Raw genomic sequence first — 21,540 nt, 5'->3', positions numbered from 1 at the left:
ATAGTGGCCTGCCGAGGCGGCGTTTCCTTAACCTTTACTTAAAATGCCTCGCGCGCAAGGGCTGCACATAATTAATCCTCAAATATCGGGCAGGGGACTGCCGTTGCGCTGGCCGGGTGGTGTATGATTCCGCCGCTACCTTTAGGGAAAAATATATGGATTTTGTGCAATTCCTCGACATGATCGTGCATGTCGACAAGACGCTGGGTCTCTTGATCGAGCAGTACGGTACCCTCGTGTATGCAGTGCTGTTTGCCATTATTTTTTGCGAGACAGGCCTCGTGGTGCTGTTCTTCTTCCCTGGGGATACTTTACTCTTTATCGCCGGCGCGTTTTGCGCGACGGGACAGATGCACCTGGGCTTGCTGATTGCCTTGCTGGTGACGGCTGCGGTCACGGGCAACACGCTCAATTACTGGATAGGCGAGGCCATCGGGCAAAGGGTGTTCACCCACGATTACCGCTGGATTAACAAGGATGCCATGCGCCGCACGCATGAATTCTTTGAAAAGCACGGTGGCAAGACCATCATCCTGGCCCGTTTCGTGCCGGTGGTGCGCACCTTCGCGCCGTTCGTGGCCGGCATTTCCGACATGACGCATGCGCGCTTCCAGATGTACAACGTGACGGGTGCCCTGTTGTGGGTGGTCGGTCTGGTGACGGCAGGCTATTTCTTCGGCAATATCCCGTGGATCCGCGACCACCTGACCTTGATCGTGCTGATCGGTGTCGGCGCCGCCGTGGTGCCGGTGGTACTGGGCGGCATGTGGAAACTCTACAAGCGCATGGTCGGCAAGTCGGCTTGATGCTGCGTTGATCCAGGGCAAGCACGCTGCGGCGCCGTCCGCAGCTGGCCTTGGATTAGCTTTCTTCTCCGCATTTCTGCGCATTTCTGTTTTACTCCCCCGCTGATTCAAGTTTTGTTGCTTTCCAGCCGTAAACCAGAGGGTGTTCTCACTTTCTGGATTTCCATGCGACATTTGAGCGCCCTGTTAGCTTGCAGCCTTGCCGCGATGGCGGTCATGGCAAGCGCCAAAGATGCCCCCGCTGCGGCGAGCGCCAGCACATCCGCGCCCATGTCGGCGTCGGCGCGCGCGGCCGCCATGAAAACCCTGACCGAATCGGTGAAGGGCAAGGAGGGCAAGAAGGAGGTCAAGGCGCCTGTCGTCGTCGCGCCCACGGCGCGCGAGAAGGAAGAAGCGGCTGAAGTCGACCTGTCCGAACGTATCGCGGCGCGCCTGGCGGAAATGCGCGCCACCCAGGCGGCCCGCGCCGCCGCCCGCGCCAAGCGCGCCGCAGTGGTGAAAGCGGCGCCACCGCCGCCACCTCCCGTGGCGCGCGGCACGCACTGGTCGTACGAGGGCGACAGCGGCCCGGCCAGCTGGAGCAAGATTAATGTCGACTGGGCCAAGTGCGGCAATGGCAGCCGCCAGTCGCCGATCGATATCCGTGATGGCATGAAAGTGGAACTCGAGCAGATCAGCTTTGACTACCACCCGTCATCGTTCAATGTGGTCGACAATGGCCACACGGTACAGGTGGGCGTGAGTGGCGGCAATTACATCACGGTGCAGAACCGCATGTTCGAGCTGCAGCAATTCCATTTCCACCGCCCGTCCGAAGAGCGCATCAATGGCAAGGCGTTTGAAATGGTGGTGCACCTGGTACACCGCGATGCGGAAGGCCGGCTGGCCGTGCTGGCCCTGCTGCTGGAACGCGGTGCGCCGCAAGCGACCATCCAGACGGTGTGGAATAACCTGCCGCTGGAAAAATTCGAGACCATGCAGCCGACCATCCTGCTCGATCCGGCCGAGATGCTGCCGGCGCGGCGCGATTACTACACCTACATGGGATCGATGACTTCGCCGCCGTGCAGCGAGGGCGTACTGTGGCTGGTGATGAAGCAGCCGGTGCAGGCGTCGCCAGCGCAGATGGCGCTGTTCAGCCGCTTGTATCCCTTGAATGCGCGGCCGATTCAACCAGCCAACGGACGCATCATCAAAGAGTCGAATTAAATAAATTCGAGGTGCTGGCGGCCGGTCCATTGCGCCCCAGCCGCGAGCGTATCGGGCTGGATCAGGGCCGGCTCGATGCAGATGAAGCGCTGGTATTCGTCGTCGGCCAGGTCGGGCAGGGCGGCCGCGTCTTGCGCGCCCGGGTTCCATACGACGGCATCCGTAAAGCCCTGCTGCTCCAGGCGCAGGGTGTGGCTGCCAGACTGCAGGGTCAAGGCGCCCGGCAGCTGGTAGTAGATGCGATCGAGCTTGTCCGCGAATTGCAACAGCTCTTCCGCCTGCAAGGCATCCTGCGGCGTCTCGTCCGAATAGCGCACGCGCTGCAGGCCGCCTATGCGCGCCTCGCCCAATTGATCGATCGCAAAATAGCTGTGCAGGGCGGCCGAGAACGGAAATGCCTGCTCGCCCGTGTTGTGCACGGACAGCTGCAGTTCCAGCGATAGGCCTTGCACCGCCACGCGCAGGCGCAGGGTGAAGGCCCAGGGCCAGGTGGTGGCGATTGCATCCGGCAGGTCCGTGTGCTGCAGGATGAATTGCGCCCATGCGGCGCCATCGGCGTCGCCGGTCGATTCCAGCTGCCAGGTCGCCACGCGCGCAAAGCCGTGGCGCATGCCCGTGCCGCGCGCGCCGAATTGGGGGAAGATCACGGGTACGCCGCCACGGATGGCGCGGCTGCCGTCGAGGGCGGAATCGCGGCTGCAGAACAGGCGCTCCTGGCCATCGCTGGTCTGCCACGCGACCAGGTGGCCGCCATACAGGGTGACGGTAGCCTGCGCGCCATCGGCGGCGCGGATGGTCACGGCAGGCAACTCGCCGAAAGTACTCTTGTTCATGCGGGTGTCCATGTCAGGTCAATCGGCTTTTCGCCAGCGGCGGATTCTTGGCAAAGTAATTCTTGATGCCCGTGACGATGGCGTCGGCCATCTGGTCCTGGTAGCCGTTGTCGGTCAGCTTGGCTTCTTCTTCCGGATTCGAAATGAAGGCCGTCTCGATCAGGATGGAGGGGATATCCGGCGCTTTCAGCACGGCGAAGCCGGCCTGCTCGACGGAGCCCTTGTGCAGGCGGTTGATGCCGCCGATTTCGCGCAGCACGGCCTTGCCCAGCTTCATGCTGTCATTGATCTGCGCCGTCGTCGACAGGTCGAGCAGCACGCTGGCCAGCTGCTTGTCGTGGTTCTTTACGTTCACGCCGCCGATCAGGTCGGCCTGGTTTTCCTTGTTGGCCAGCCAGCGCGCAGCCGTCGAGGTGGCACCCTTTTCGGACAGCACGAAGACGGACGAGCCGCGCGCCGTCGGCTGGATGAATGCATCGGCATGGATCGAGACGAACAGGTCGGCCTGCACCTTGCGCGCCTTTTCCACGCGCATGCCCAGCGGGACGAAGAAATCGGCGTCGCGCGTGAGCATGACGCGCATGTTCGGTTGCAGTTCCAGCTTGGTTTTCAGGCGCTTGGCGATGGCCAGCACCACGTCTTTTTCGCGGCTGCCGCGGCTGCCCATGGCGCCCGGGTCTTCGCCGCCGTGGCCGGGGTCGAGCGCGATGGTAATCATGCGCACCACTTTCTGGCCCGGCAGCGGGCGCGCTTCGGGGCGCTGTTCCGGGCGGATATCGGGCACGGGCGGCACGATGGACGCCACCGGCGGCGCGACGGCCACGGGCGGCTTGCCGCTGTCGGGCAGGGGCAGCGCGGGTGGCGGCGTATGCGTGTCGGACATCAAGGGCTTGGCCGGGTCGCTCGACCAGTCGCCCTTTTCGATCATCTGCGCGATCAGGTCCGGCTCGTGCACGGGATACAGATCGAAGATCAAACGGTGGTTGTAGGAGCCGGCCGGCGGCAGGGTAAACAGCTGCGGCGTGACTTCTTCCTTCAGGTCGAAGACCAGGCGCACCACGTTGGGCCGGTTCTGGCCCACGCGCACCTGCTTGATGTACGGGTCGTTCGACTGGATCTTCGCCACCAGGCCTTTCAAGGTGGGATTGAGCTCCAGTCCTTCGATGTCGACCACCAGCCGTTCCGGGTCCTTGACGATGAAGTGGGTCGCCTTCAGGATGCTGTCGTTTTCCAGGGTGACGCGCGTGTAGTCCTCGGCCGGCCAGACGCGCACGGCGAGAATTTGCGCTGCCATCGCCGACATGGGCGCGAACACGGACAACAGCAGGGTGCCGCCGGCCTTGAGTACCGTGCGCCGGGTGATGGGCGAGGAGATCAAAGGTTCGGGGCGAATTTGAGACGGTGAAGGCATGACAGACCCAATTCAGAAGACGCTTGCAATTCTACATCACGTCCTGTACCCGCAACGTTCAAATAAATATTCAGGTCGGCCGGTGGCAGCACCGGTTCGGCTTTCTCGGGCCATTCGACGATGCAGATATTGCGGCCGTCGAAGTCTTCGCGAAAACCGGCATCGAGAAATTCCTCGGCACTGCCCATGCGGTACAGGTCGAAGTGGATGACGTTGACGCTCTGGCCATCGAGCTGCACCGTGTACGGTTCGGACAAGGTGTAAGTGGGGCTTTTCACGTGGCCCGCATGGCCGGCCGCGTGCAGCAGGGCGCGCGTGAGGGCCGTCTTGCCGGCACCCAGGTCGCCGTGCAGGTAGATCGCCAGGCCGGGCGCCAGCGCGCGCGCCAGCGCGGCGCCCAGCGCGGCGGTGCCGGCTTCATCGTGGAGGTGGGCTTTGAAGTGTTCGGTCATGATCTTCGGTATCGCATAAAATGGAGGCTGCTGTCATTGTAACCGCCCGCGCGCCTGCCGTTTTCCGTAAAGTCCCCTATGTCCGCCACCGTCACCGATCTCGCCGTCCTGGCACGCACCATTAAAGAATGGGGGCGCGAGCTCGGTTTTGCCGAGGTGCGCATCGCCGACGTGGACTTGTCGCACATGGAAGCGCCCTTGCAAGCCTGGCTCGATGCAGGGTATCACGGCGAAATGGATTACATGGCCAGCCACGGCATGAAGCGCGCGCGCCCGGCCGAACTGGTGCCGGGCACGGTGCGCGCCATCAGCGCGCGCATGAATTATCTGCCGCCGGCGCTGGGTCCAGACTGGCGCACGCACGAGGCGGCGCGCGACGCCGATCCGTCGGCGGCCGTGATCTCCGTGTATGCGCGGGGCCGCGACTACCACAAGGTCATGCGTTCGCGCCTGCAGCAGCTGGCCGAACTTATCCGCGGCGAGATCGGCGACTTCGGCTACCGCGTCTTCAGCGATTCGGCGCCCGTGATGGAAGTCGAGCTGGCGCAAAAGGGAGGGCTGGGCTGGCGCGGCAAGCACACCTTGCTGATCAACCGCCAGGGCGGCTCCTTCTTTTTTCTCGGCGAGATCCTCATCGACGTGCCGCTGCCCGTCGATCCGCCGGAGACTCCGCGCTGCGGCCAGTGCTCGGCGTGCATCACGGTGTGCCCGACGCAAGCCATCCTGGGGCCGTACCAGCTCGACGCGCGCCGCTGCATTTCCTACCTGACCATCGAATTGAAGGGTTCCATTCCCGTCGAGATGCGCCCCTTGATCGGCAACAAGGTGTACGGCTGCGACGATTGCCAGACCGTCTGCCCGTGGAACAAGTTCGCCCAGCGCGCCGTGGTACCCGACTTCGACGAGCGCCACAGCCTGGGCAGCGCCGGCATGGTGCAGCTGTTCGCCTGGACGGAAGAGGAATTCAACCGCCGCATGGAAGGCAGCGCGATCCGCCGCATCGGCCACGAACGCTGGCTGCGCAACCTGGCCGTCGGCATGGGCAACGCGGCCGCCAAGGCCAAGGGTCAGGCCGACATCGTCGCGGCCCTGCTGTCGCGCCGCGAGCACCCGTCTGCCATCGTGCGTGAGCACGTCGAATGGGCGCTGGCGCTGCACGGCGTCGCCTGACCTTCGTTTAGCCTTGTTTCAGGCGCAGCGCCGACCAGTCGGCGTCGATGGCGACCATCGCCACGCTGTCGAGCCCTATTGTTTGCGCAAAACCGCGGATATCGTCGCGGTGGATGTCGCTGCCCGCCTTCGCGCCACCCTTGCGGTACGCCACCCAGACCGCGCCGCCGGGCGCCAGGCGCGCCTGCGCCAGCGGCAGATACTGCTCCAGTTCCGCGCGGCTGCGCGCGAACAGCAATAGCCAGTCGGCATTTTCACCGTCCCGTACCAGCCGCTCCGCAGGCAACTGCGCCAGCAATTGCCCATGCTCGCTGCCGTCATTGAGTACGGCCAGGGCCTTGGCATTTTTTACATACATCTTCTCAAAGGCGGTTTTGTCAGGCATGGCATGGGCGTATGGAGTGGGAAAAGAAGAGCATAACAAATTTCTCCTTGACTTATCGATATATCGTTATAAAATGGCGATACCTACTAACGATATATCTTTAAAGAGAAAACATGAGAAACTCACATCACGCAGAACACGGCCATTGCGGCCAACATCACCACCACCATCATGGCGAGCATCGCGACGAACATCGCCACGAATACTTCATGCATGGCCGTGGTCCGCGCGGCTTCGACGAGCGCGGCGACGGCATGGGCCATGGCGGCCCCGGTGGCCCAGGTGGACGAGGGCGCGGTGAGCGGGCCGAGCGCGTCTTCGGCCGCGGCGACCTGCCGTTGATCGTGCTGGCGCTGATCGAAATCAGCCCCCGCCACGGCTATGAAATCATCAAGGCCATCGAAGAGCGTTGCGGCGGCGCCTACGCCCCCAGCCCGGGCGCCGTGTATCCGACCCTGACCCTGCTGGAAGAGCAGGACCATGTGACGTCCTCCGAAAGCGCCAGCGGCAAGAAGCTCTATACGATCACGGAGCTGGGGCGCGCCTATCTCGACGAGAACCGCGCCCAGGTGGACGGCATCCTGGCCCGCCTCGACATGTTCGCCCGCGTCCAGGCGCGCAAGGCCTTGCCCGAGCGCGTGCACCAGGCCATGCACACGCTCAAGCATGCGCTGTTGCTGAACAAGAGCAGCTGGAGCGAGGCCGAAGCCGAGCGCGTCTCCGCCGTGCTGGAACAGGCGGCGAACGCCATCGTCGATGGCCACTGAGCCCACTTTACAAGGACAAGCAATGACTACTGCCTCACCTGCCGCACCACGTCCGCACGCTATCGAGCGCGTGCGGCATGACTTGAAACTGCGCGTGCTCACCGTCGTGCGCACCGAGCAACTGACGCCGCACATGCGCCGCATCACCCTGGCCGGCGACGACCTGGACGGCTTTGTCTCGCCGGCGCACGACGATCACGTGAAACTGTTCTTCCCCGCCCCGGGGCAGGCTAGCCCCGTGTTTCCCGTGCTGGGCAATGGCGCCAACCCGATCCAGTACGCGCCAGGCGCGCGCCCCATCGCCCGCAACTACACGCCGCGCCGTTATGACGCCGAACGGCGCGAGCTGGAAATCGACTTTGTACTGCATGGTGATGGCCCCGCATCGCTGTGGGCGGCGCAAGCCGCGCCTGGCCAGACCCTGGGCGTGGGCGGACCGCGCGGCTCGATGCTGGTGCCGCTTGATTTCGACTGGTATGTGCTGGTGGGTGACCAGACGGCCTTGCCGGCGATTGCCCGCCGCCTGGAGCAGCTGCCGGCCACGGCGCGGGCGATGGCCGTGATCGAAATCGTCGAAGACGGCGAACAGATCGCGCTCGAGTGCGCGGCGCAGCTGGACGTGCGCTGGGTGGCGCGCAATGGCCGCAAGGGGCCGCTGCTATTGGAAGCGTTGGCGCAGGTCGCCTTGCCGCAGGATGGCGACGGTTACGTGTGGGTGGCGTGCGAGCATGCGCAGGTGCAGGGCTTGCGCGGGCACTTTATTGACGCCGGTGTGCCGAAGCAGCACCTGCATGTGGCCAGTTACTGGAAGCATGGGGCGGCGGAGCATCACGAGCATCATGATGAGTGATGGTGTCGGGTTACGCGCTGCGCGCTAACCCGACCTACGCTGCGAATGAGATCGTAGGTCGGATTAGCGCAGCGTAATCCGACATCACCCGCAGCATCACTTCAACAACCCCGCCAGCTCCACCGCCGTCTTGACCTGCATTTTGTCGAAGATATGCGCGCGGTGGACTTCCACGGTGCGCATGCTGATGCCCAGCTTGTCGGCCACCACCTTGTTCATCTTGCCCGCCAAAATCAGGTCCAGCACTTCGCGTTCGCGCGTCGACAGGGTCGCCAGGCGCGCGTGCACGGCAGCCAGTTCGCCCGCCTGGCGCGAATTGGCCAGGCCCTGTTGCACGCGGTCCATCAGGTCGTTGTCGTTGAACGGCTTTTCAAAGAAATCGAAGGCGCCCCGTTTCAGGCTGTCGACGGCCATCGGCACGTCGCCGTGGCCGGTGAGGAAAATCACCGGCAGGCGCGCCGTCAGGTCGCGCTTGACCAGCTGGTCGAACAGGGCGATGCCGTTCATGTCGGGCATGCGCACGTCGAGCAGCACGCAGTCGCCGGCGGCGTCGAAGTTGCCGTCGAGGCTATCGAGGAATTGCTGCGCGCTGGCGTAGATGCGCGCGTCGATGCTGCGCGAGGCGGCCAGCCAGGACAGCGAGTCGCGTACGACCTCTTCGTCGTCGATGATATGTAGCATGGTGTCTCCGGCTCGTCGTTATTGGTTATTGGTTAGTGCTTGGTGCTTGGTGCTTAGTGCGCGGCGCGGCCGGCACGCTGAATGTAAAGATCGTACCGCCAGCGGGGTTGGCGCCGAAGGTCAGCGCGCCGCCGTGAAATTCAATCGCGGTGCGGCAGATGTTCAGGCCCATGCCCATGCCTTCGGACTTGGTCGAGAAAAACGGCGAAAACAGCCGCTCGGCCACGTCTTGCGCAATGCCGTGGCCATGGTCGATCACGTCCACCGTCACCATGCCCTGCTGCGCGTCGTGGCTGGCCCGCAGGCGCATGATACGCCGTCCGGGCGCCGCGTCCTGCATCGCCTCGATGGCGTTGCGAGTCAGGTTCAGCAGGACTTGTTCGATCATCACGGGGTCGGCGCGCAGCAGCGGCAGGTCCGGCGGCAGCTCTTCCTGGATGGTGACATAGTATTTGCGTGCCTGCAGGTCGATCAGCGCGCGGATGCCGTCGATCACGGTGCGGATGGCGATATCCTGGCGCTGCGGTTCGCTCTTGCGCACGAAATCATGCACGCTGCGGATGATCTGGCCGGCCCGCTGCGCTTGTGCACCGGCCTGCTCCAGCGCCGGCCTCAGGGTGTTCGGATCGACGGGCGCGCCATGCTCGATGGCGCGGCGGATCAAATTCAAGGCCCCTGTCGTGTAGCTGGAGATGGCCGCCAGCGGCTGGTTCAGTTCATGCGCCAGCATCGAGGCCAGCTCGCCCATGGTGGCCAGGCGCGAACTGGTTTGCAGTTTTTCCTGCTGCTGGCGATTCAGTTCCTCGACCCGTTTGCGGTCCGAGATGTCGAGCACGGAGCCCATCCAGCCTGTCTGCTTGCCGTTCTTGTCCACCAGCGGCGCTTCGAAGATCAGCACGGCCACGCGCGTGCCGTCGGGGCGTTGGAAATAGGTTTCGAACTGCGGCGTGGGATTGCCGGCCAGCGCCTTGACGAAGCGCTGCTGGTACTCCTCCAGTGCTTCCGGCACCCAGTAGGGCATGGGTGGCAAACGGCCCAGGATTTCCTCGGCCGGATAGCCGACGATCTGGCAGAAGGCTGGATTCACATACGTGACGCGGCCTTCCAGGTCGCGCGCGCGCATGCCCGTCACCAGCGAGTTTTCCATCGCCGTGCGAAACAGCATCTGCTGGCGCAACGCCCCTTCGGCCACCAGGCGGCGCGAAATATGCCGCCACAGGGCCAGCAAGCTCCACAGCAAACCCAGCGACAGGGCGATGACGGAGCCGACCAGCAAATTGGGCAGCAGCTTGGGCTGGCTTTTCACGCTGTCGGTAAACAGGATGATGGTGGCGCCGGGCACGTCGAGCGCGCGCTTGTGCGTGTACACGCCGTGGCCGGGACCGGCGGCGGCGCGCCGCGCCAGCACCTTGTCGTCGCGGTCGATCAGCGAAATCTGGTTATCCTGGGCGAACCACCACGGTACCATTTCATCGAGCAGGCTGCTGATCTGGTAAGTGGCCACCAGGCTGCCCACGTAGCGCTGGCCGTCGAACAGGGGCTGGTGGTAATCCATCAGCATGGCGCCCGGCGGCGCGTCGGGAAAACCGCTTTGCTGCGAAGGCTGGGCGTATTGGCCCCGGTGCAGACGGCGCGCATTGTCGGCCGCCGTCAGCGAGGCCGGTGAAAACGACAGCGCATGCGGCAGGCTGTTGTCGCTGCTGGCCAGCACCTTGCCGCTGGTGTCGAGCCACAGCACGCGCTGCAGTTCGCGGCCATTGCGCAACATCTGCTGCAGCCGTTCGTGCACTTTTTCCGCGCCCAGCGAGGCGTTGGCGATGTCCACGCCCAGGTTGAACAGGCTTTCCTCGTTGCGCGCCAGCTGGAAGCGGATGGTTTGCTCTACCCACAGGGTGTCGGCGATCAGCTGCTCCTGGCGTTCGTTGCTTTCCATCTGGCGCGCCTGCCAGGGCAGCCAGAACAGGATGGACAGGAACAGCAGCAGCAGGATGACGGGCAGCAGCCAGCGCATTGGGCTCGATAGCTTGAAGCGGCGTGCAAGGGTGGGGGGAGTCGGCATGGCTGGCAGGGTAGCGGCTTATCGGGAGCTGGCTATTGTGGTTAACCACAATAGCCGGGGCAGTTTCTTTGGCACAATATTGAAGTAGACAAATAATAAAGTTTTTTCAAAAACCATCCAGGAGACAAGAATGCAGATGAAAACCATGTTCGTCGCGCTGTGCGCGGCCATCGGCGCCACCGCCGGCGCCCACGCTTACGCGCAAGCCCCCATCGTCATCAAGTTCAGCCACGTCGTGGCGACCGACACGCCGAAAGGCCAGGCCGCCGAGCGCTTCAAGCAGCTGGCTGAAAAAGCCACGAATGGCAAGGTCAAGGTCGAACTGTACCCGAACAGCCAGCTATACAAGGACAAGGAAGAACTCGAAGCGCTGCAGCTGGGCGCCGTCCAGATGCTGGCGCCGTCGCTGGCCAAGTTCGGCCCGCTGGGCGTGAAAGAATTCGAAGCCTTCGACTTGCCCTACATCTTCCCCACCAAGACGGCGCTGTACAACGTCACCGAAGGCGAAATCGGCAAGAGCCTGCTGAAGAAACTGGAACCCAAGGGTATCACGGGTCTGGCCTACTGGGACAATGGCTTCAAGGTGATGTCGGCCAACAAGCCGCTGCACAACCCGGCCGACTTCAAGGGCTTGAAGATGCGCATCCAGTCGTCCAAGGTGCTCGACGCGCAAATGCGCGCGCTGGGCGCCAATCCGCAGGTGCTGGCCTTCTCGGAAGTGTATCAGGCGCTGCAGACGGGCGTGGTCGACGGCACCGAAAATCCGCCATCGAATATGTACACGCAAAAGATGCATGAAGTGCAAAAGCACGTGACCGTGTCGAACCACGGTTACCTGGGCTATGCCGTCATCGTCAACAAGAAATTCTGGGATGGCTTGCCGCCCGATATCCGCGGCCAGCTGGAAAAAGCCATGCGCGAAGCGACCACGTTTGAAAAAGCCATCGCCCAGCGTGACAACGACCAGGCCCTCGAGGCCATCAAGAAAGCGGGCAAGACGCAGATCTATACCTTGACGGTGCAGGAACAAGCCGAGTGGCGCCGTGCGCTGGCGCCCGTGCAAAAGGCCATGGAAGGGCGCATCGGCAAGGATCTGATCTCGGCCATCAACAAGGAAAGCGCGAAGTAATCGCGCTGGCCACGCCACCCGGCGCGGCTGTCAGGGACATCCTGTCTTTCTGTAGCAACGGCACCTGCGCGTCCTGCGCGGGTGCCAGCGTACCCGCATTCTTTGAAAGTCCACCATGAAATTTCTGGATCACCTGGAAGAGTGGCTGATCGCGTCCCTGATGGGCGCAGCCACCTTCATCATCTTCGTCGCGGTCGTGCACCGCTACCTGGCAGGCTTGCCGATACCGGTCGTGCAGGACTTCCTGATTCAAATCAATACCAGCTGGGCCCAGGAACTGTGCATCTACATGTTCGTCTGGATGGCCAAGTTCGGCGCCGCGTATGGCGTGCGCACGGGCATCCACGTGGGCGTCGACGTCTTGATCAACCGCATGAACCCGCGCTGGCGCGACCGTTTCGTCGTCTTCGGCCTCGGTGCCGGCGCTCTGTTTACGGGCATCGTCGGTACCCTGGGCGCCAGCTTCGTGTGGTCGATCGGCCACACGGACCAGACTTCGGCCGACATGGAAGTGCCGATGTGGCTGGTCTACCTGGCCGTGCCGCTTGGTTCTTACCTGATGTGCTTCCGCTTCCTGCAGGTGATGGTGCATTTCATCAAGACGGGCGCCTTGCCCAAACACGACCACTCGCATGTCGAGGGGCTGGAAGATGAATTGACGGCGGAAGAAAAAGGAGCCAAGGCATGAACGCGCTGATTATTTTTGTGTTGCTGCTGGCGCTGATGCTGACCGGCATGCCGATTTCCATTTCGCTGGGCCTGACGGTGCTCACGTTCCTGTTTACCATGACCAGCGTACCTATCGAATCGGTAGCCCTGAAGATTTTTACGGGCATCGAGAAGTTCGAGATCATGGCCATTCCGTTCTTCATTTTGGCGGGTAACTTCCTCACGCATGGCGGGGTGGCGCGGCGCATGATCAACTTCGCCAGCTCCATGGTGGGCCACTGGCATGGCGGCCTGGCGCTGGCCGGCGTGATGGCGTGCGCGCTGTTTGCCGCCGTTTCCGGCTCCAGCCCCGCCACCGTGGTGGCGATCGGCTCCATCATCCTGCCGGCCATGGTCAAGCAGGGCTATCCACGCGGCTTCGGCGCCGGCGTCATCACCACCTCGGGCGCGCTGGGCATTTTGATACCGCCGTCGATCGTGATGGTGATGTATTCGGTCAGCACCAACACCTCGGTGGGCAAGCTGTTCATGGCGGGTGTGATTCCCGGCATGATGCTGGCCATGCTGCTGGGCCTGACCACGTGGTTTTTGGCGCGCAAGCACAACTATCCGCGCATGAAGAAGGCCAGCTGGGGCGAACGCTTCGTCACCTTCAAGAAAAGCGCCTGGGGCCTGCTGCTGATCGTCATCGTCATGGGCGGCATCTATTCGGGCGCGTTTACGCCCACGGAAGCGGCCGCCATGGCTGCCGTGTACGCCTTCATCATCGCCGTCTTCGTCTACAAGGACCTGAAGATCAAGCAAGTGGGCAAGGTCTTGCTCGACTCGGCCGCCATGTCGGCGATGCTGTTGTACATCATCACCAACGCCGTGCTGTTCTCGTTCCTGATGACCAGCGAAAACATCCCGCAAGCGATGGCCGAGTGGATCACGGGCAAGGGCCTGGGCGTGATCAGCTTCCTGCTGGTGGTCAACGTGCTGTTGTTGTTGGCGGGTAACGTCATGGAGCCGTCATCGATCGTGCTGATCATGGCGCCGATTTTGTTCCCCGTCGCCATGAAGCTGGGCATCGATCCTGTGCACTTCGGCATCTTGATCGTGGTCAATATGGAGGTGGGCATGTGCCATCCGCCCGTGGGCCTGAATCTGTACGTGGCGTCCGGCATCACCAAGATGGGCATTTCCGAATTGACCGTGGCCGTGATGCCATGGCTGCTGACGATGCTGGCCTTCCTGATGCTGATTACCTACGTACCACAAATCTCGCTGTGGCTGCCAAATTTAATTTACAACTAAAACAGTTGTCCCCGTCATGGTGCAAAAAAAGTCGATCCGGCCGAATAAATGCGCTATGATGGGCAGCCTTAAGGGGAAACACGTATATGCTTATACGCCCTGGTAGCAAGGCTGAAATACAGAATTGGCAACAAGGTTGGTGGGGGAGTAGTCTATAAAAACGGTATTGATACCGGGGATATATTGAGGAGACACACGTTTCACAGAAGTTGTTGAGTCATCGCTGTCTGCCGCCACAAGCCGGCACCGGCGGACCCAAACGACCGGGAACGTGAAGCAATATTTGAAGCGCACCGACTGGTGCGCTTTTTTTTCGTGCGCGGGAAACGTCCGCCCACCTGTCCGAAGACGGTGCATAATCGCCAGAGTGCACCATCGTGTGCCTGCAAGTTGTATATTTGCCACACTTGAATAATGATCAGCAGATGAAAAAACAACAGGACAGTGAACTGTTCAGTGCCATCGTGGCTGCGCCCTTCGGCGCCATGGGCGTGCGCGCGCAGGACGGCCAGTTGCGTGAACTGGTCTACCTGCCGCCGCACTTCGCCGAAAAGGCGGCGCAGGATGCCGTCTCCGAGCGCGCGTGCGTGCAGCTGGCGCGCTATTTCGTCGACCCAGATTATGTCTTTGACTTGCCGCTGGCCGAACTGGGCAGCGCCTACCAGCAACGCGTATGGGCGGCGATTGCCGGCATCCCGCGCGGCCGGGTGCGCACGTATGGCGACGTGGCGCGGTTCATCGGCTCGGCGCCGCGCGCCGTGGGCCAGGCCTGCGGCGCCAACTGGTATCCCGTGATCATACCCTGCCACCGCGTCACGGCCGCTGGCGGCCTGGGCGGCTTTGCCCAGCATGACGATGCCAGCGGCTTTCACCTGGGCGTGAAGCGCTGGCTGCTGGCGCATGAAGGCGTCGAAGGTTACGCATGATGAACAGCCTGCTGGCGCCCGATAACGCCACCCTGATCGATGAATTCTGCGACAGCCTGTGGCTGGAAGACGGCCTGTCGAAAAACTCGCTGGACGCCTACCGGCGCGACATGCGTCTGTTCGCGCGCTGGCTGGAAGTGGCGCGGCCCGGACGCGAGGGCCTGTACGAGGTGTCCACGGCCGACATCGAAGCGTATTTCGCCGCCCGCCACGACGAGAGCAAGGCGACGTCGTCGAACCGGCGCCTGTCCGTGCTCAAGCGCTTTTACCAGCTGGCCTTGCGGCACAAGCATATTGCGGCTGATCCCTGCCTGAAGATGGTCTCGGCCAGGCAGCCAGCGCGCTTCGTGCATACCCTGAGCGAAGCGCAGGTGGAAGCGCTGCTGGCGGCGCCCGACGTGAGCACGCCGCTGGGCCTGCGCGAGCGCACCATGCTGGAACTCATGTATGCGAGCGGCTTGCGCGTGTCGGAACTGGTGGACTTGAAATCGGTGGAACTGAGCCTGAACGATGGCGTGCTGCGCATCACGGGCAAGGGCAGCAAGACGCGGCTGGTGCCCTTCGGTGAGCAGGCGCGGCTGTGGATCGAGCGCTACCTGAAGGAGGCGCGCGGCGTCATCCTCGATGGCCAGATGGACGATGCGCTGTTCGTCACGCGGCGCGGGGGCGCCATGACGCGGCAAATGTTCTGGGTCATCATCAAGAAACATGCGCTGAACGCCGGCCTCACGGCGCCGCTTTCGCCGCACACCCTGCGCCACGCGTTCGCCACGCATTTGCTGAACCACGGCGCGGACTTGCGTGTTGTGCAATTATTACTGGGGCACTCCGATATTTCCACCACGCAGATTTACACGCATGTGGCCCGCGAACGGCTGAAACTGCTGCATGCGCAGCATCATCCGCGAGGCTAAACATTTGGTGTTTGGTCCAATTACGTCATAATGTGCCTTATGTGCTTATCTGTAACATCTAAAAACTAAAGAGGTAGTAAATGGCCAAGACAAATTTCCAATACGAAAAACGGCAAAAAGAGCTGGAAAAGAAGAAGAAAGCCGAGGAAAAAGCCAGGCGCAAGCTGGAAGCGAAAAACAATCCCAAGGCTGCCGATGGCAGCGAGGGCGATGAGCCGGAAGCGGACGACGCCGACGTTGACGCTGATCCGGCCGCCGAAGGCGACGCTCCTGTCCAGCCGCAGTAATTGCCCGTTCCTGACGACCGGTGCGGCACCGCCGCGCCGGCATCTCTTCGTTCTACCTTCCCCCTCCCGCTATAAGCGCGGCCGCTGGCCGATGGCCAGTTGCAGCTGCGTGCTGGCGATGGCCACGTCGGCGCGCGCCTGCAGATAGCCCTGCCAGGCGTCGTCGGCCGAGTGCTGCGCGGCCAGCCATTCCAGCAGCGAGGCATTACCACTGAAGTAGGACAGGCCGATGCCGTCAACGACCTTTTGCGCATCGAGCAGCACGCCGTCGCGGTAGCGCGCCAGCCGCTCCTGCGCCGTGCGCAGCTGCAGCTGCGCCGCGCGCACGTCCGTTTCGGCTTTCAACTCGGCCTGGCGCAAGGCCAGCATCGCTTGCGTGACGCCGGCCTCGGCCTGCACCACGTCGCCCTTGTCGCGCCGCGACAGCGGGATGGGGATGGCCAGCGAGATGGACAGCGCGCGCGAACGGGGCGACCCTTCCACTGGTGCGCCATGGGCATCGATGCCGTCCTGGTAGCCGCGCACGGCGGCCAGGCCCAGCGTCACGGTGGGATCGACGGAGCGGTTGGCGCGCACCAGCGCCGCGCCATCGCGCAGATTGTCCAGCGTGGCGCGGGCGATGCGTACATCGCTGCGTTCGCGCAGCGCCTGCGGCACGAGGGTGCCGCTTTCGCCGCCCGCAAAGGCGGTGAAGTCGCAGGCCAGCTGCGCGTCGGGAAACAGCGCATCGAGCTGGCGCCCCAGCGGCGGCGACAGTTCCAGCATGGCGCCCTGCGCCTCGCTGCGTGCCTGCGCCAGTTCGGCCTGGAACTGGTCGCGTTCCACGCGCGACTGCAGCAGCTCGATGCCGCCCACGTCGCCTGCCTTGCGGCGCACCACGTTCGCCTCGACCACTTTCGACAGGGCCGCCATGGTGTGCTCCTTGCGCGCCAGCACCTCGCGAGTGCGGCACGCTTCCGTGTAGGCCGCCGCCGCAGTGGCGTACAGTTCGCTCTTGAAGCCGGCCACCGTTTCCTCGGCGACGGTGACATTGCTGCGCGCCGCTTTCAGGCGCGCGGCGCGCTTGCCGCCCGTTTCGATGGCCATGCCGATGGCCGGCGTCCAGGTGATGGGACGGCGTTCGATCGAACGCGGCGTTTCGCGCGCGGCGCCCAGGGTCAATTCCGGATCGGGGCGCAGTCCGGCGATGCCGATGCCGGCCTTGGCCGACGTGATGTCTTGCTGCTGCGCCTGCAGCTCCAGGCTGTGCGTTTCCACGGCGCTCAGGTAGGTGTCGAAGGTCAGGGGCGCGGCGATGATGGCGGGCGAGATCAGCCAGCCCGCCAGGATCAAGTTAAAGCGTGTCATGGGATGCTCCATCAGTGTGGTTACGGCGTTGTTCCAGATGCGCTTCGATCAGGTAATACAGGGCCGGCAACAGCAGCAGGGTCAGTGCGGTCGCCGTCACCAGGCCGCCCACCACCACGGTGGCCAGCGGGCGCTGCACATCGCTGCCCAGACCGGTGGCCAGCATGGCGGGCGTCAGGCCCAGCGCGGCCACGGTGGCTGTCATCAGCACGGGGCGCATGCGGTCGCGCGCGCCTTCGAGCACGGCATCGCGCAGGCTCTTGCCTTCTTCGCCGCGCAGGCGGTTGATCTGCGCCAGCATCAGCACGGCATTCAGCACGGCCACGCCGAACAGGGCGATGAAGCCGACGGCGCTCGAGACATTCAAGGTCATGCCGCGCAGGTGCAGCGCGGCCAGGCCGCCGAGCATGGCCAGCGGCACGGCCAGCAAGACCAGGGCCGGCTGGCGCAGGTTGCGGAACTGGCCGAACAGCAGCAAAAACATGGCGCCCAGGGTCATCGGCAAGATGATGGCCAGGCGGCTTTGCGCGCGCTGCAGGTTTTCAAACTGGCCGCCCCATTCGACGCCGATGCGCTGGTGCTCGTCGGCGACGGTCCTGGCCACCAGCGGGCGCGCTTCGGCCAGGAAGCCGGCCAGGTCGCGTCCGCGGGCGTTCAGGCGCACGATGATGTGGCGCCGTCCCATCTCGCGCACGATCACGCTTTCGCCCGAGGTGGTGCTGATGTTTGCCACCTGCGCCAGCGGCACCTTGGCGCCGTTGGCGGTCGTCAGCATCAGTTTGGCGATGGCGTCCGGACTGGAACGTACCTCGGCGGGGAAGCGCACGGCGATGTCGTAGCTTTTCTCGCCCACGTAGACCTGGCCGATGGGCGCGCCGCCGATGCCGGTGGAAATCAGGTCGGCCACGTCGGCCGCGTTGATGCCGTAGCGGGCCGCCTTGGCCCTGTCCAGCTCCACCTTCAGGTTGGGCAGCGGCGGCTCCACGTCCACCGCCACGTCGGAGGCGCCAGGGACTGTTTTCAGTGCTTGCGCCACCCTGCCGGCGATGGCGCGCACTTCGTCGAGGTCGTCGCCGAATATCTTCACCGTCAGGTCGCTGTGCGCGCCCGACAATTTATCCTGCACGCCGTCGATCATCGGTTGCATGAAGGCCACCGTGTAGCCGGGCATGCGGGCGAAGCGCTCGCTCATTTTGGCGATCAGCTGCTGTTTGTTCATGCCCGACGTCCAGCTTTTATAGGGATGCAGGCCCACGCTGGCCTCGATGTGCGACGGCGTCCAGTAATCGGTGCCGTCGTCGTTGCGCCCCGTCTGTGTGACGATGGTCGACACTTCCGGGAACTCCAGCGCGGCGCGGCGCAGTTCACTGGCCATCTCGGACGCCTTGTCCAGGGTGATCCCGGGCGGCATCTGCACTTGCAGCCACAGCGAGCCTTCATCGAGATAGGGCAGGAAGTCGCGCCCGATGCCCCCGCCCAGCAGGGCCAACCCTGCCAGCGAGGCGGCGCACACCATCGCCACCCAGCGCTTCTTGCCCACCATGCGCTCGAGGAAGGTGCCATATGCTGCCGCCAGCTGTTCCAGCACGCGGTTATGGAAGGTGCGGCGCGGCTTGCGCAAGGCCAGCCAGGCCAGGCCCGGAATCAGCACCAGCGCCACCACCAGCGCGCCCACGAGTGCCGCACCGACCGCATACGCCATCGGCGAGAACAGCTTGTATTCGATGCGCTGGAAGGCGAACAGGGGCAGGTAGGCGGCGATGATGACGGCCATGCCGAACATGATGGGGCGCGCTACCTGCAGGGTCGCCTCGATCGCGTCATCGATGGTGAGCGGGCGCTTCTGCTCGCGCTCGCGGCGGCGCAGCATGTTTTCCAGCACCACCACGGAGCCGTCGACGAGGATGCCGAAGTCGATCGCGCCCAGCGACAGCAGGTTGGCGGGAATTTTAAAATGGTGCATGAAGATGAAGGCGATCAGCAGCGCCAGCGGAATCGTCAGCGCGACGATGGCGGCCGCGCGCGGGCTGCCCAGGAACAGCAGCAGCACCAGGGCCACCAGCAGCATGCCTTCGCCCAAGGTATAACTGACCGTGTGCAAGGTGGCGTCGATCAGCGCGCTGCGATCCAGGTAGGCGACCACCTTGACGTCTTTCGGCAGCAGATTGTTATTCAGATCGTCCACGGCCGCATGGATGCCCGCCAGCGCCTCGGAGGGATTGAAATCCTTCAGCAGCAAGGTGATGCCCTCGATGGTGTCGGGATTGTTGTCCTTGCCGAGGATGCCGCGCCGCTCCACGTTGCCGTAGGCGAGCTTGCCCAGGTCCTTCACCAGCACGGGCACGCCATTCTTGCTGCTGATGACAACGTTGCCCATGTCGTCCAGCGAATGCAGCAAGCCCACGCCGCGCACCACGTACGATTGCTGGCCGCGGTCGATGACACTGCCGCCGCCGCTGGTGTTGTTGGCGTTGATGGCGTCCTTCACCTGCACCAGCGAGAGGCCGTAGCTGTCCAGTTTTGCGGGATCGAGTTCCAGCATGAATTGCGTCGTCAGGCCGCCGAAATTGCTGACGTCAGCCACGCCGCGTACTTTTTGCAGGCGCGGGATGACTGTCCAGAACTGCAGCTCCGACAGTTCGCGCAGGGAGCGCGTTTTCGATTCCAGCGTGTAGCGGTAGATTTCGCCCGTGGGCGAAGTATAGGGATCGAGCCCCGGCTTGGCCTCGTACGGCAGGTTCACGCTGGCCAGGCGCTCCTGCAAGCGCTCGCGCGTGAAGTAGCCATCGCTGCCATCCTCGAACACGACCGTGATCAGGGACAGCGCGAACAGGCTGCGCGTGCGCAGCACATGCATGCCGGGCGTGCCCAGCAGGGCGCGCTCCAGCGGTATCGTGATCTGCTGTTCGATTTCCTCGGCGCCCAGGCCCGGCACCTGCGTGACAATCTGCGAGGTGACGTCGGCGATGTCGGGATAGGCTTCGATGGGCAGCTGCTTCCAGCAATACACGCCGTAGGCGGCGACGAACAGCAGCACCAGCCAGACGATGCCGCGCCGCTGGCAGCAGGTGGCGATGAAACGATCAACCATTGAGCAGCACTCCTTCCTTGACGACGATGCGTTCGCCCGCCTTCAGGCCGGAGACGATTTCCACCTGGTCGCCCCGGCTGGCGCCTACCTGCACCACGCGCGCCTCGAAACGCAGCGGGCCGCGTTCGACCATCACGCGCGTCACCAGTCCGCTTTGCAGCAGCGCCGCCGAGGGCACCATCAGGCCGCGCCGCGTGGCGCCGGCGAAACCGGCGTGGGCGAACATGCCCGGCTTGAAAATGCCGCTGCGGTTGTCGATGGCCACGCGTACCTTGACGGTGCGCGTCTCGCCATCGAGCACGGCGCCCACATAGGCGACCTTGCCCTCGAAATCCTTGCCGGGCCAGGCGTCGAGCGTGATGCGGGCCGCCTGGCCGACGGCCACCTGCGCCAGGTCCCTTTCGGCCACGTTGGCCGACAGCCACACGGTGGACAGGTCGGCCACCGTCATGACGGGCGCGTTGATATCGTTCCAGTAGCCGCCCTGAGCGCCATCCATGGCGATCACGGTGCCGGCGATCGGCGAGCGCAGGACGTAGTCGCGGCGCGAGCCGCCGGCGCTGGCGCCGTACTGGGCCAGCTTGTCGGCGCTGGCCTGCGCATCGCTGTTGGCCTGGTCGAAGGCCGCCTGGGCTGCCTCGTAATCCTTGCGCGCGGCAATCTCCGCCTCGAACAGGGTTTTCTGGCGCTGCAGTTCCTGGCGCGCTTGCAGCAGGGCGGATTTCGCCTTGCTATTGTCCGCGTGCGCGGCGCTCAGCTCCGCCGAATCCAGGGTGAACAGGGCATCGCCGGCCTTGACGCTGTCGCCCAGGGCGCGCTGCAGGCGCGTAATGCGCCCCGACAGGGGCGGCGTGATTTTCACCAGCTTTTCCGGCATGGCTTCGATGCTGCCCGGCGCATCGGTCTGCGTGGCGATTTCCTGTTCCTGCACGGGCGCGATTTGCAGGCGCTGGCGCAGCGGCGACATCTTGTCGACGGTGATGCTGCCGTCGTCCTGCTGCGTCGACTGGACGGTGGGCGTGGCCGCCGCCGTCGGTTTGGCGCAGCCGGCCAGGGCCGAGCAGGCGAGAGCGAGGGCGCAGCTGGCGCCCAGGGCGTTGCGGGTGGTCGTGTTCATCCCGTGATTCCTTGTTATTGATGGTGATGGGGCATGCGTGGATGCCGTGCCCAGGCGGGCGATGAGAGGGGCACAGGTGGCGCAGGCAGCGTCACTACAGCGCCGGGAAAGCATAGCAATGTCGTCCTGAAGAAGCTCCCA

21 protein-coding genes are annotated in these 21,540 nt (G+C 63.8%); 11 read left to right on the top strand and 10 right to left on the bottom strand.

Annotated elements, in window-relative coordinates; translation table 11 throughout:
* Positions 1 to 155 precede the first annotated feature (155 nt).
* The gene (locus FJQ89_RS14275) at positions 156 to 806 is read left to right on the top strand and encodes a VTT domain-containing protein (protein WP_071075583.1); all 651 of its coding nucleotides are present in this window, start codon (positions 156 to 158) and stop codon (positions 804 to 806) included.
* Positions 807 to 913: 107 nt separating this feature from the next.
* Here FJQ89_RS14275 and FJQ89_RS28455 read toward each other — a convergent pair whose 3' ends face one another.
* Positions 914 to 1,105 (bottom strand): hypothetical protein, encoded by a 192-nt coding sequence (locus FJQ89_RS28455; RefSeq protein ID WP_243136608.1) that lies wholly within the window; start codon positions 1,103 to 1,105, stop codon positions 914 to 916.
* Here FJQ89_RS28455 and FJQ89_RS14270 point away from each other — a divergent pair.
* Entirely contained in the window at positions 1,104 to 2,015 is a 912-nt protein-coding gene (locus tag FJQ89_RS14270) for a carbonic anhydrase (RefSeq protein WP_423245162.1), read from the top strand. The genes FJQ89_RS28455 and FJQ89_RS14270 overlap by 2 nt on opposite strands.
* Here FJQ89_RS14270 and FJQ89_RS14265 read toward each other — a convergent pair.
* From FJQ89_RS14265 to tsaE, 3 genes are read right to left on the bottom strand one after another with little or no spacing between them, the layout of a single operon-like run.
* Positions 2,012 to 2,848 (bottom strand): D-hexose-6-phosphate mutarotase, encoded by an 837-nt coding sequence (locus FJQ89_RS14265; RefSeq protein ID WP_243136056.1) that lies wholly within the window; start codon positions 2,846 to 2,848, stop codon positions 2,012 to 2,014. The two genes, FJQ89_RS14270 and FJQ89_RS14265, sit on opposite strands and share 4 nt — an antisense overlap.
* A gap of 13 nt (positions 2,849 to 2,861) precedes the next feature.
* Positions 2,862 to 4,259, bottom strand: a complete 1,398-nt coding sequence (locus FJQ89_RS14260) for an N-acetylmuramoyl-L-alanine amidase (RefSeq protein ID WP_141170659.1) — start codon at positions 4,257 to 4,259, stop codon at positions 2,862 to 2,864.
* Complete coding sequence (tsaE, locus tag FJQ89_RS14255; RefSeq protein WP_034780043.1) at positions 4,223 to 4,711, bottom strand: tRNA (adenosine(37)-N6)-threonylcarbamoyltransferase complex ATPase subunit type 1 TsaE; 489 nt, start codon at positions 4,709 to 4,711, stop codon at positions 4,223 to 4,225. The genes FJQ89_RS14260 and tsaE overlap by 37 nt, the downstream gene beginning before the upstream one ends.
* Before the next feature lie 78 nt (positions 4,712 to 4,789).
* Between tsaE and queG the strand changes: the two genes are divergently transcribed.
* A complete protein-coding gene (gene queG, locus FJQ89_RS14250; protein WP_141170658.1) occupies positions 4,790 to 5,881 on the top strand; it encodes a tRNA epoxyqueuosine(34) reductase QueG in 1,092 nt (363 codons plus the stop codon).
* A 7-nt stretch (positions 5,882 to 5,888) separates the two neighbouring features.
* On the opposite strand, the gene FJQ89_RS14245 is transcribed toward queG, so the two are convergent.
* Entirely contained in the window at positions 5,889 to 6,266 is a 378-nt protein-coding gene (locus FJQ89_RS14245) for a DUF3052 family protein (protein WP_141170657.1), read from the bottom strand.
* Positions 6,267 to 6,475: 209 nt separating this feature from the next.
* Between FJQ89_RS14245 and FJQ89_RS14240 the strand changes: the two genes are divergently transcribed.
* Positions 6,476 to 7,033 (top strand): PadR family transcriptional regulator, encoded by a 558-nt coding sequence (locus FJQ89_RS14240; RefSeq protein ID WP_243136055.1) that lies wholly within the window; start codon positions 6,476 to 6,478, stop codon positions 7,031 to 7,033.
* Positions 7,034 to 7,055: 22 nt separating this feature from the next.
* A complete protein-coding gene (locus FJQ89_RS14235; RefSeq protein ID WP_141170655.1) occupies positions 7,056 to 7,883 on the top strand; it encodes a siderophore-interacting protein in 828 nt (275 codons plus the stop codon).
* A 96-nt stretch (positions 7,884 to 7,979) separates the two neighbouring features.
* Here the strand turns inward: FJQ89_RS14235 and FJQ89_RS14230 are convergent, their stop codons facing one another.
* Positions 7,980 to 8,564: a response regulator transcription factor gene (locus FJQ89_RS14230; protein WP_141170654.1), complete on the bottom strand. Its 585-nt coding sequence runs from the start codon at positions 8,562 to 8,564 to the stop codon at positions 7,980 to 7,982.
* Positions 8,565 to 8,589: 25 nt separating this feature from the next.
* Positions 8,590 to 10,623 carry a sensor histidine kinase gene (locus FJQ89_RS14225; RefSeq protein WP_243136054.1) on the bottom strand — a complete coding sequence of 678 codons (2,034 nt, stop codon included), beginning with the start codon at positions 10,621 to 10,623 and terminating at the stop codon, positions 8,590 to 8,592.
* A 136-nt stretch (positions 10,624 to 10,759) separates the two neighbouring features.
* Here FJQ89_RS14225 and FJQ89_RS14220 point away from each other — a divergent pair, with 136 nt between their 5' ends.
* The 6 genes from FJQ89_RS14220 to FJQ89_RS14195 all read left to right on the top strand — a co-directional run bounded on the left by FJQ89_RS14220 (position 10,760) and on the right by FJQ89_RS14195 (position 15,844).
* Positions 10,760 to 11,752: a TRAP transporter substrate-binding protein gene (locus FJQ89_RS14220; RefSeq protein WP_423245215.1), complete on the top strand. Its 993-nt coding sequence runs from the start codon at positions 10,760 to 10,762 to the stop codon at positions 11,750 to 11,752.
* Positions 11,753 to 11,867: 115 nt separating this feature from the next.
* Positions 11,868 to 12,440, top strand: a complete 573-nt coding sequence (locus FJQ89_RS14215) for a TRAP transporter small permease (RefSeq protein WP_141170652.1) — start codon at positions 11,868 to 11,870, stop codon at positions 12,438 to 12,440.
* Entirely contained in the window at positions 12,437 to 13,717 is a 1,281-nt protein-coding gene (locus FJQ89_RS14210; protein ID WP_116745490.1) for a TRAP transporter large permease, read from the top strand. The genes FJQ89_RS14215 and FJQ89_RS14210 overlap by 4 nt, the downstream gene beginning before the upstream one ends.
* Before the next feature lie 425 nt (positions 13,718 to 14,142).
* Positions 14,143 to 14,643, top strand: coding sequence for a methylated-DNA--[protein]-cysteine S-methyltransferase (locus FJQ89_RS14205; protein ID WP_141170651.1), 501 nt, complete (start codon positions 14,143 to 14,145; stop codon positions 14,641 to 14,643).
* Positions 14,640 to 15,557 (top strand): site-specific tyrosine recombinase XerD, encoded by a 918-nt coding sequence (gene xerD / locus FJQ89_RS14200; protein ID WP_205704494.1) that lies wholly within the window; start codon positions 14,640 to 14,642, stop codon positions 15,555 to 15,557. The genes FJQ89_RS14205 and xerD overlap by 4 nt, the downstream gene beginning before the upstream one ends.
* 80 nt (positions 15,558 to 15,637) lie before the next feature.
* Positions 15,638 to 15,844 (top strand): hypothetical protein, encoded by a 207-nt coding sequence (locus FJQ89_RS14195; RefSeq protein ID WP_141170650.1) that lies wholly within the window; start codon positions 15,638 to 15,640, stop codon positions 15,842 to 15,844.
* Positions 15,845 to 15,913: 69 nt separating this feature from the next.
* Here the strand turns inward: FJQ89_RS14195 and FJQ89_RS14190 are convergent, their stop codons facing one another.
* From FJQ89_RS14190 to FJQ89_RS14180, 3 genes are read right to left on the bottom strand one after another with little or no spacing between them, the layout of a single operon-like run.
* Positions 15,914 to 17,191, bottom strand: coding sequence for a TolC family protein (locus FJQ89_RS14190; protein ID WP_205704493.1), 1,278 nt, complete (start codon positions 17,189 to 17,191; stop codon positions 15,914 to 15,916).
* A complete protein-coding gene (locus FJQ89_RS14185) occupies positions 17,178 to 20,282 on the bottom strand; it encodes an efflux RND transporter permease subunit (RefSeq protein WP_141170648.1) in 3,105 nt (1,034 codons plus the stop codon). Before FJQ89_RS14185 ends, FJQ89_RS14190 begins: the two co-directional genes overlap by 14 nt.
* A complete protein-coding gene (locus FJQ89_RS14180; RefSeq protein ID WP_141170647.1) occupies positions 20,275 to 21,399 on the bottom strand; it encodes an efflux RND transporter periplasmic adaptor subunit in 1,125 nt (374 codons plus the stop codon). Before FJQ89_RS14180 ends, FJQ89_RS14185 begins: the two co-directional genes overlap by 8 nt.
* Between the last annotated feature and the right edge of the window lie 141 nt (positions 21,400 to 21,540).

This window comes from Janthinobacterium tructae (assembly GCF_006517255.1).
In the GTDB taxonomy this organism is placed as follows: Bacteria; Pseudomonadota; Gammaproteobacteria; order Burkholderiales; family Burkholderiaceae_D; genus Janthinobacterium; species Janthinobacterium tructae.
Note: the sequence above shows the minus strand (reverse complement) of the source record. Positions and strands in the feature narration are given on the sequence as shown.

Excerpts from the sequence above, each read along its gene's own strand:
- FJQ89_RS14275 (WP_071075583.1), top strand. The coding sequence starts at position 156 with ATGGATTTTGTGCAATTCCTCGACATGATCGTGCATGTCGACAAGACG.
- FJQ89_RS14270 (WP_423245162.1), top strand. The coding sequence starts at position 1,104 with ATGAAAACCCTGACCGAATCGGTGAAGGGCAAGGAGGGCAAGAAGGAG.
- FJQ89_RS28455 (WP_243136608.1), bottom strand. The coding sequence starts at position 1,105 with ATGGCGGCCGCGCGCGCCGACGCCGACATGGGCGCGGATGTGCTGGCG.
- FJQ89_RS14265 (WP_243136056.1), bottom strand. The coding sequence starts at position 2,848 with ATGAACAAGAGTACTTTCGGCGAGTTGCCTGCCGTGACCATCCGCGCC.
- FJQ89_RS14260 (WP_141170659.1), bottom strand. The coding sequence starts at position 4,259 with ATGCCTTCACCGTCTCAAATTCGCCCCGAACCTTTGATCTCCTCGCCC.
- tsaE (WP_034780043.1), bottom strand. The coding sequence starts at position 4,711 with ATGACCGAACACTTCAAAGCCCACCTCCACGATGAAGCCGGCACCGCC.
- queG (WP_141170658.1), top strand. The coding sequence starts at position 4,790 with ATGTCCGCCACCGTCACCGATCTCGCCGTCCTGGCACGCACCATTAAA.
- FJQ89_RS14245 (WP_141170657.1), bottom strand. The coding sequence starts at position 6,266 with ATGCCTGACAAAACCGCCTTTGAGAAGATGTATGTAAAAAATGCCAAG.
- FJQ89_RS14240 (WP_243136055.1), top strand. The coding sequence starts at position 6,476 with ATGCATGGCCGTGGTCCGCGCGGCTTCGACGAGCGCGGCGACGGCATG.
- FJQ89_RS14235 (WP_141170655.1), top strand. The coding sequence starts at position 7,056 with ATGACTACTGCCTCACCTGCCGCACCACGTCCGCACGCTATCGAGCGC.
- FJQ89_RS14230 (WP_141170654.1), bottom strand. The coding sequence starts at position 8,564 with ATGCTACATATCATCGACGACGAAGAGGTCGTACGCGACTCGCTGTCC.
- FJQ89_RS14225 (WP_243136054.1), bottom strand. The coding sequence starts at position 10,623 with ATGCCGACTCCCCCCACCCTTGCACGCCGCTTCAAGCTATCGAGCCCA.
- FJQ89_RS14220 (WP_423245215.1), top strand. The coding sequence starts at position 10,760 with ATGAAAACCATGTTCGTCGCGCTGTGCGCGGCCATCGGCGCCACCGCC.
- FJQ89_RS14215 (WP_141170652.1), top strand. The coding sequence starts at position 11,868 with ATGAAATTTCTGGATCACCTGGAAGAGTGGCTGATCGCGTCCCTGATG.
- FJQ89_RS14210 (WP_116745490.1), top strand. The coding sequence starts at position 12,437 with ATGAACGCGCTGATTATTTTTGTGTTGCTGCTGGCGCTGATGCTGACC.
- FJQ89_RS14205 (WP_141170651.1), top strand. The coding sequence starts at position 14,143 with ATGAAAAAACAACAGGACAGTGAACTGTTCAGTGCCATCGTGGCTGCG.
- xerD (WP_205704494.1), top strand. The coding sequence starts at position 14,640 with ATGATGAACAGCCTGCTGGCGCCCGATAACGCCACCCTGATCGATGAA.
- FJQ89_RS14195 (WP_141170650.1), top strand. The coding sequence starts at position 15,638 with ATGGCCAAGACAAATTTCCAATACGAAAAACGGCAAAAAGAGCTGGAA.
- FJQ89_RS14190 (WP_205704493.1), bottom strand. The coding sequence starts at position 17,191 with ATGACACGCTTTAACTTGATCCTGGCGGGCTGGCTGATCTCGCCCGCC.
- FJQ89_RS14185 (WP_141170648.1), bottom strand. The coding sequence starts at position 20,282 with ATGGTTGATCGTTTCATCGCCACCTGCTGCCAGCGGCGCGGCATCGTC.
- FJQ89_RS14180 (WP_141170647.1), bottom strand. The coding sequence starts at position 21,399 with ATGAACACGACCACCCGCAACGCCCTGGGCGCCAGCTGCGCCCTCGCT.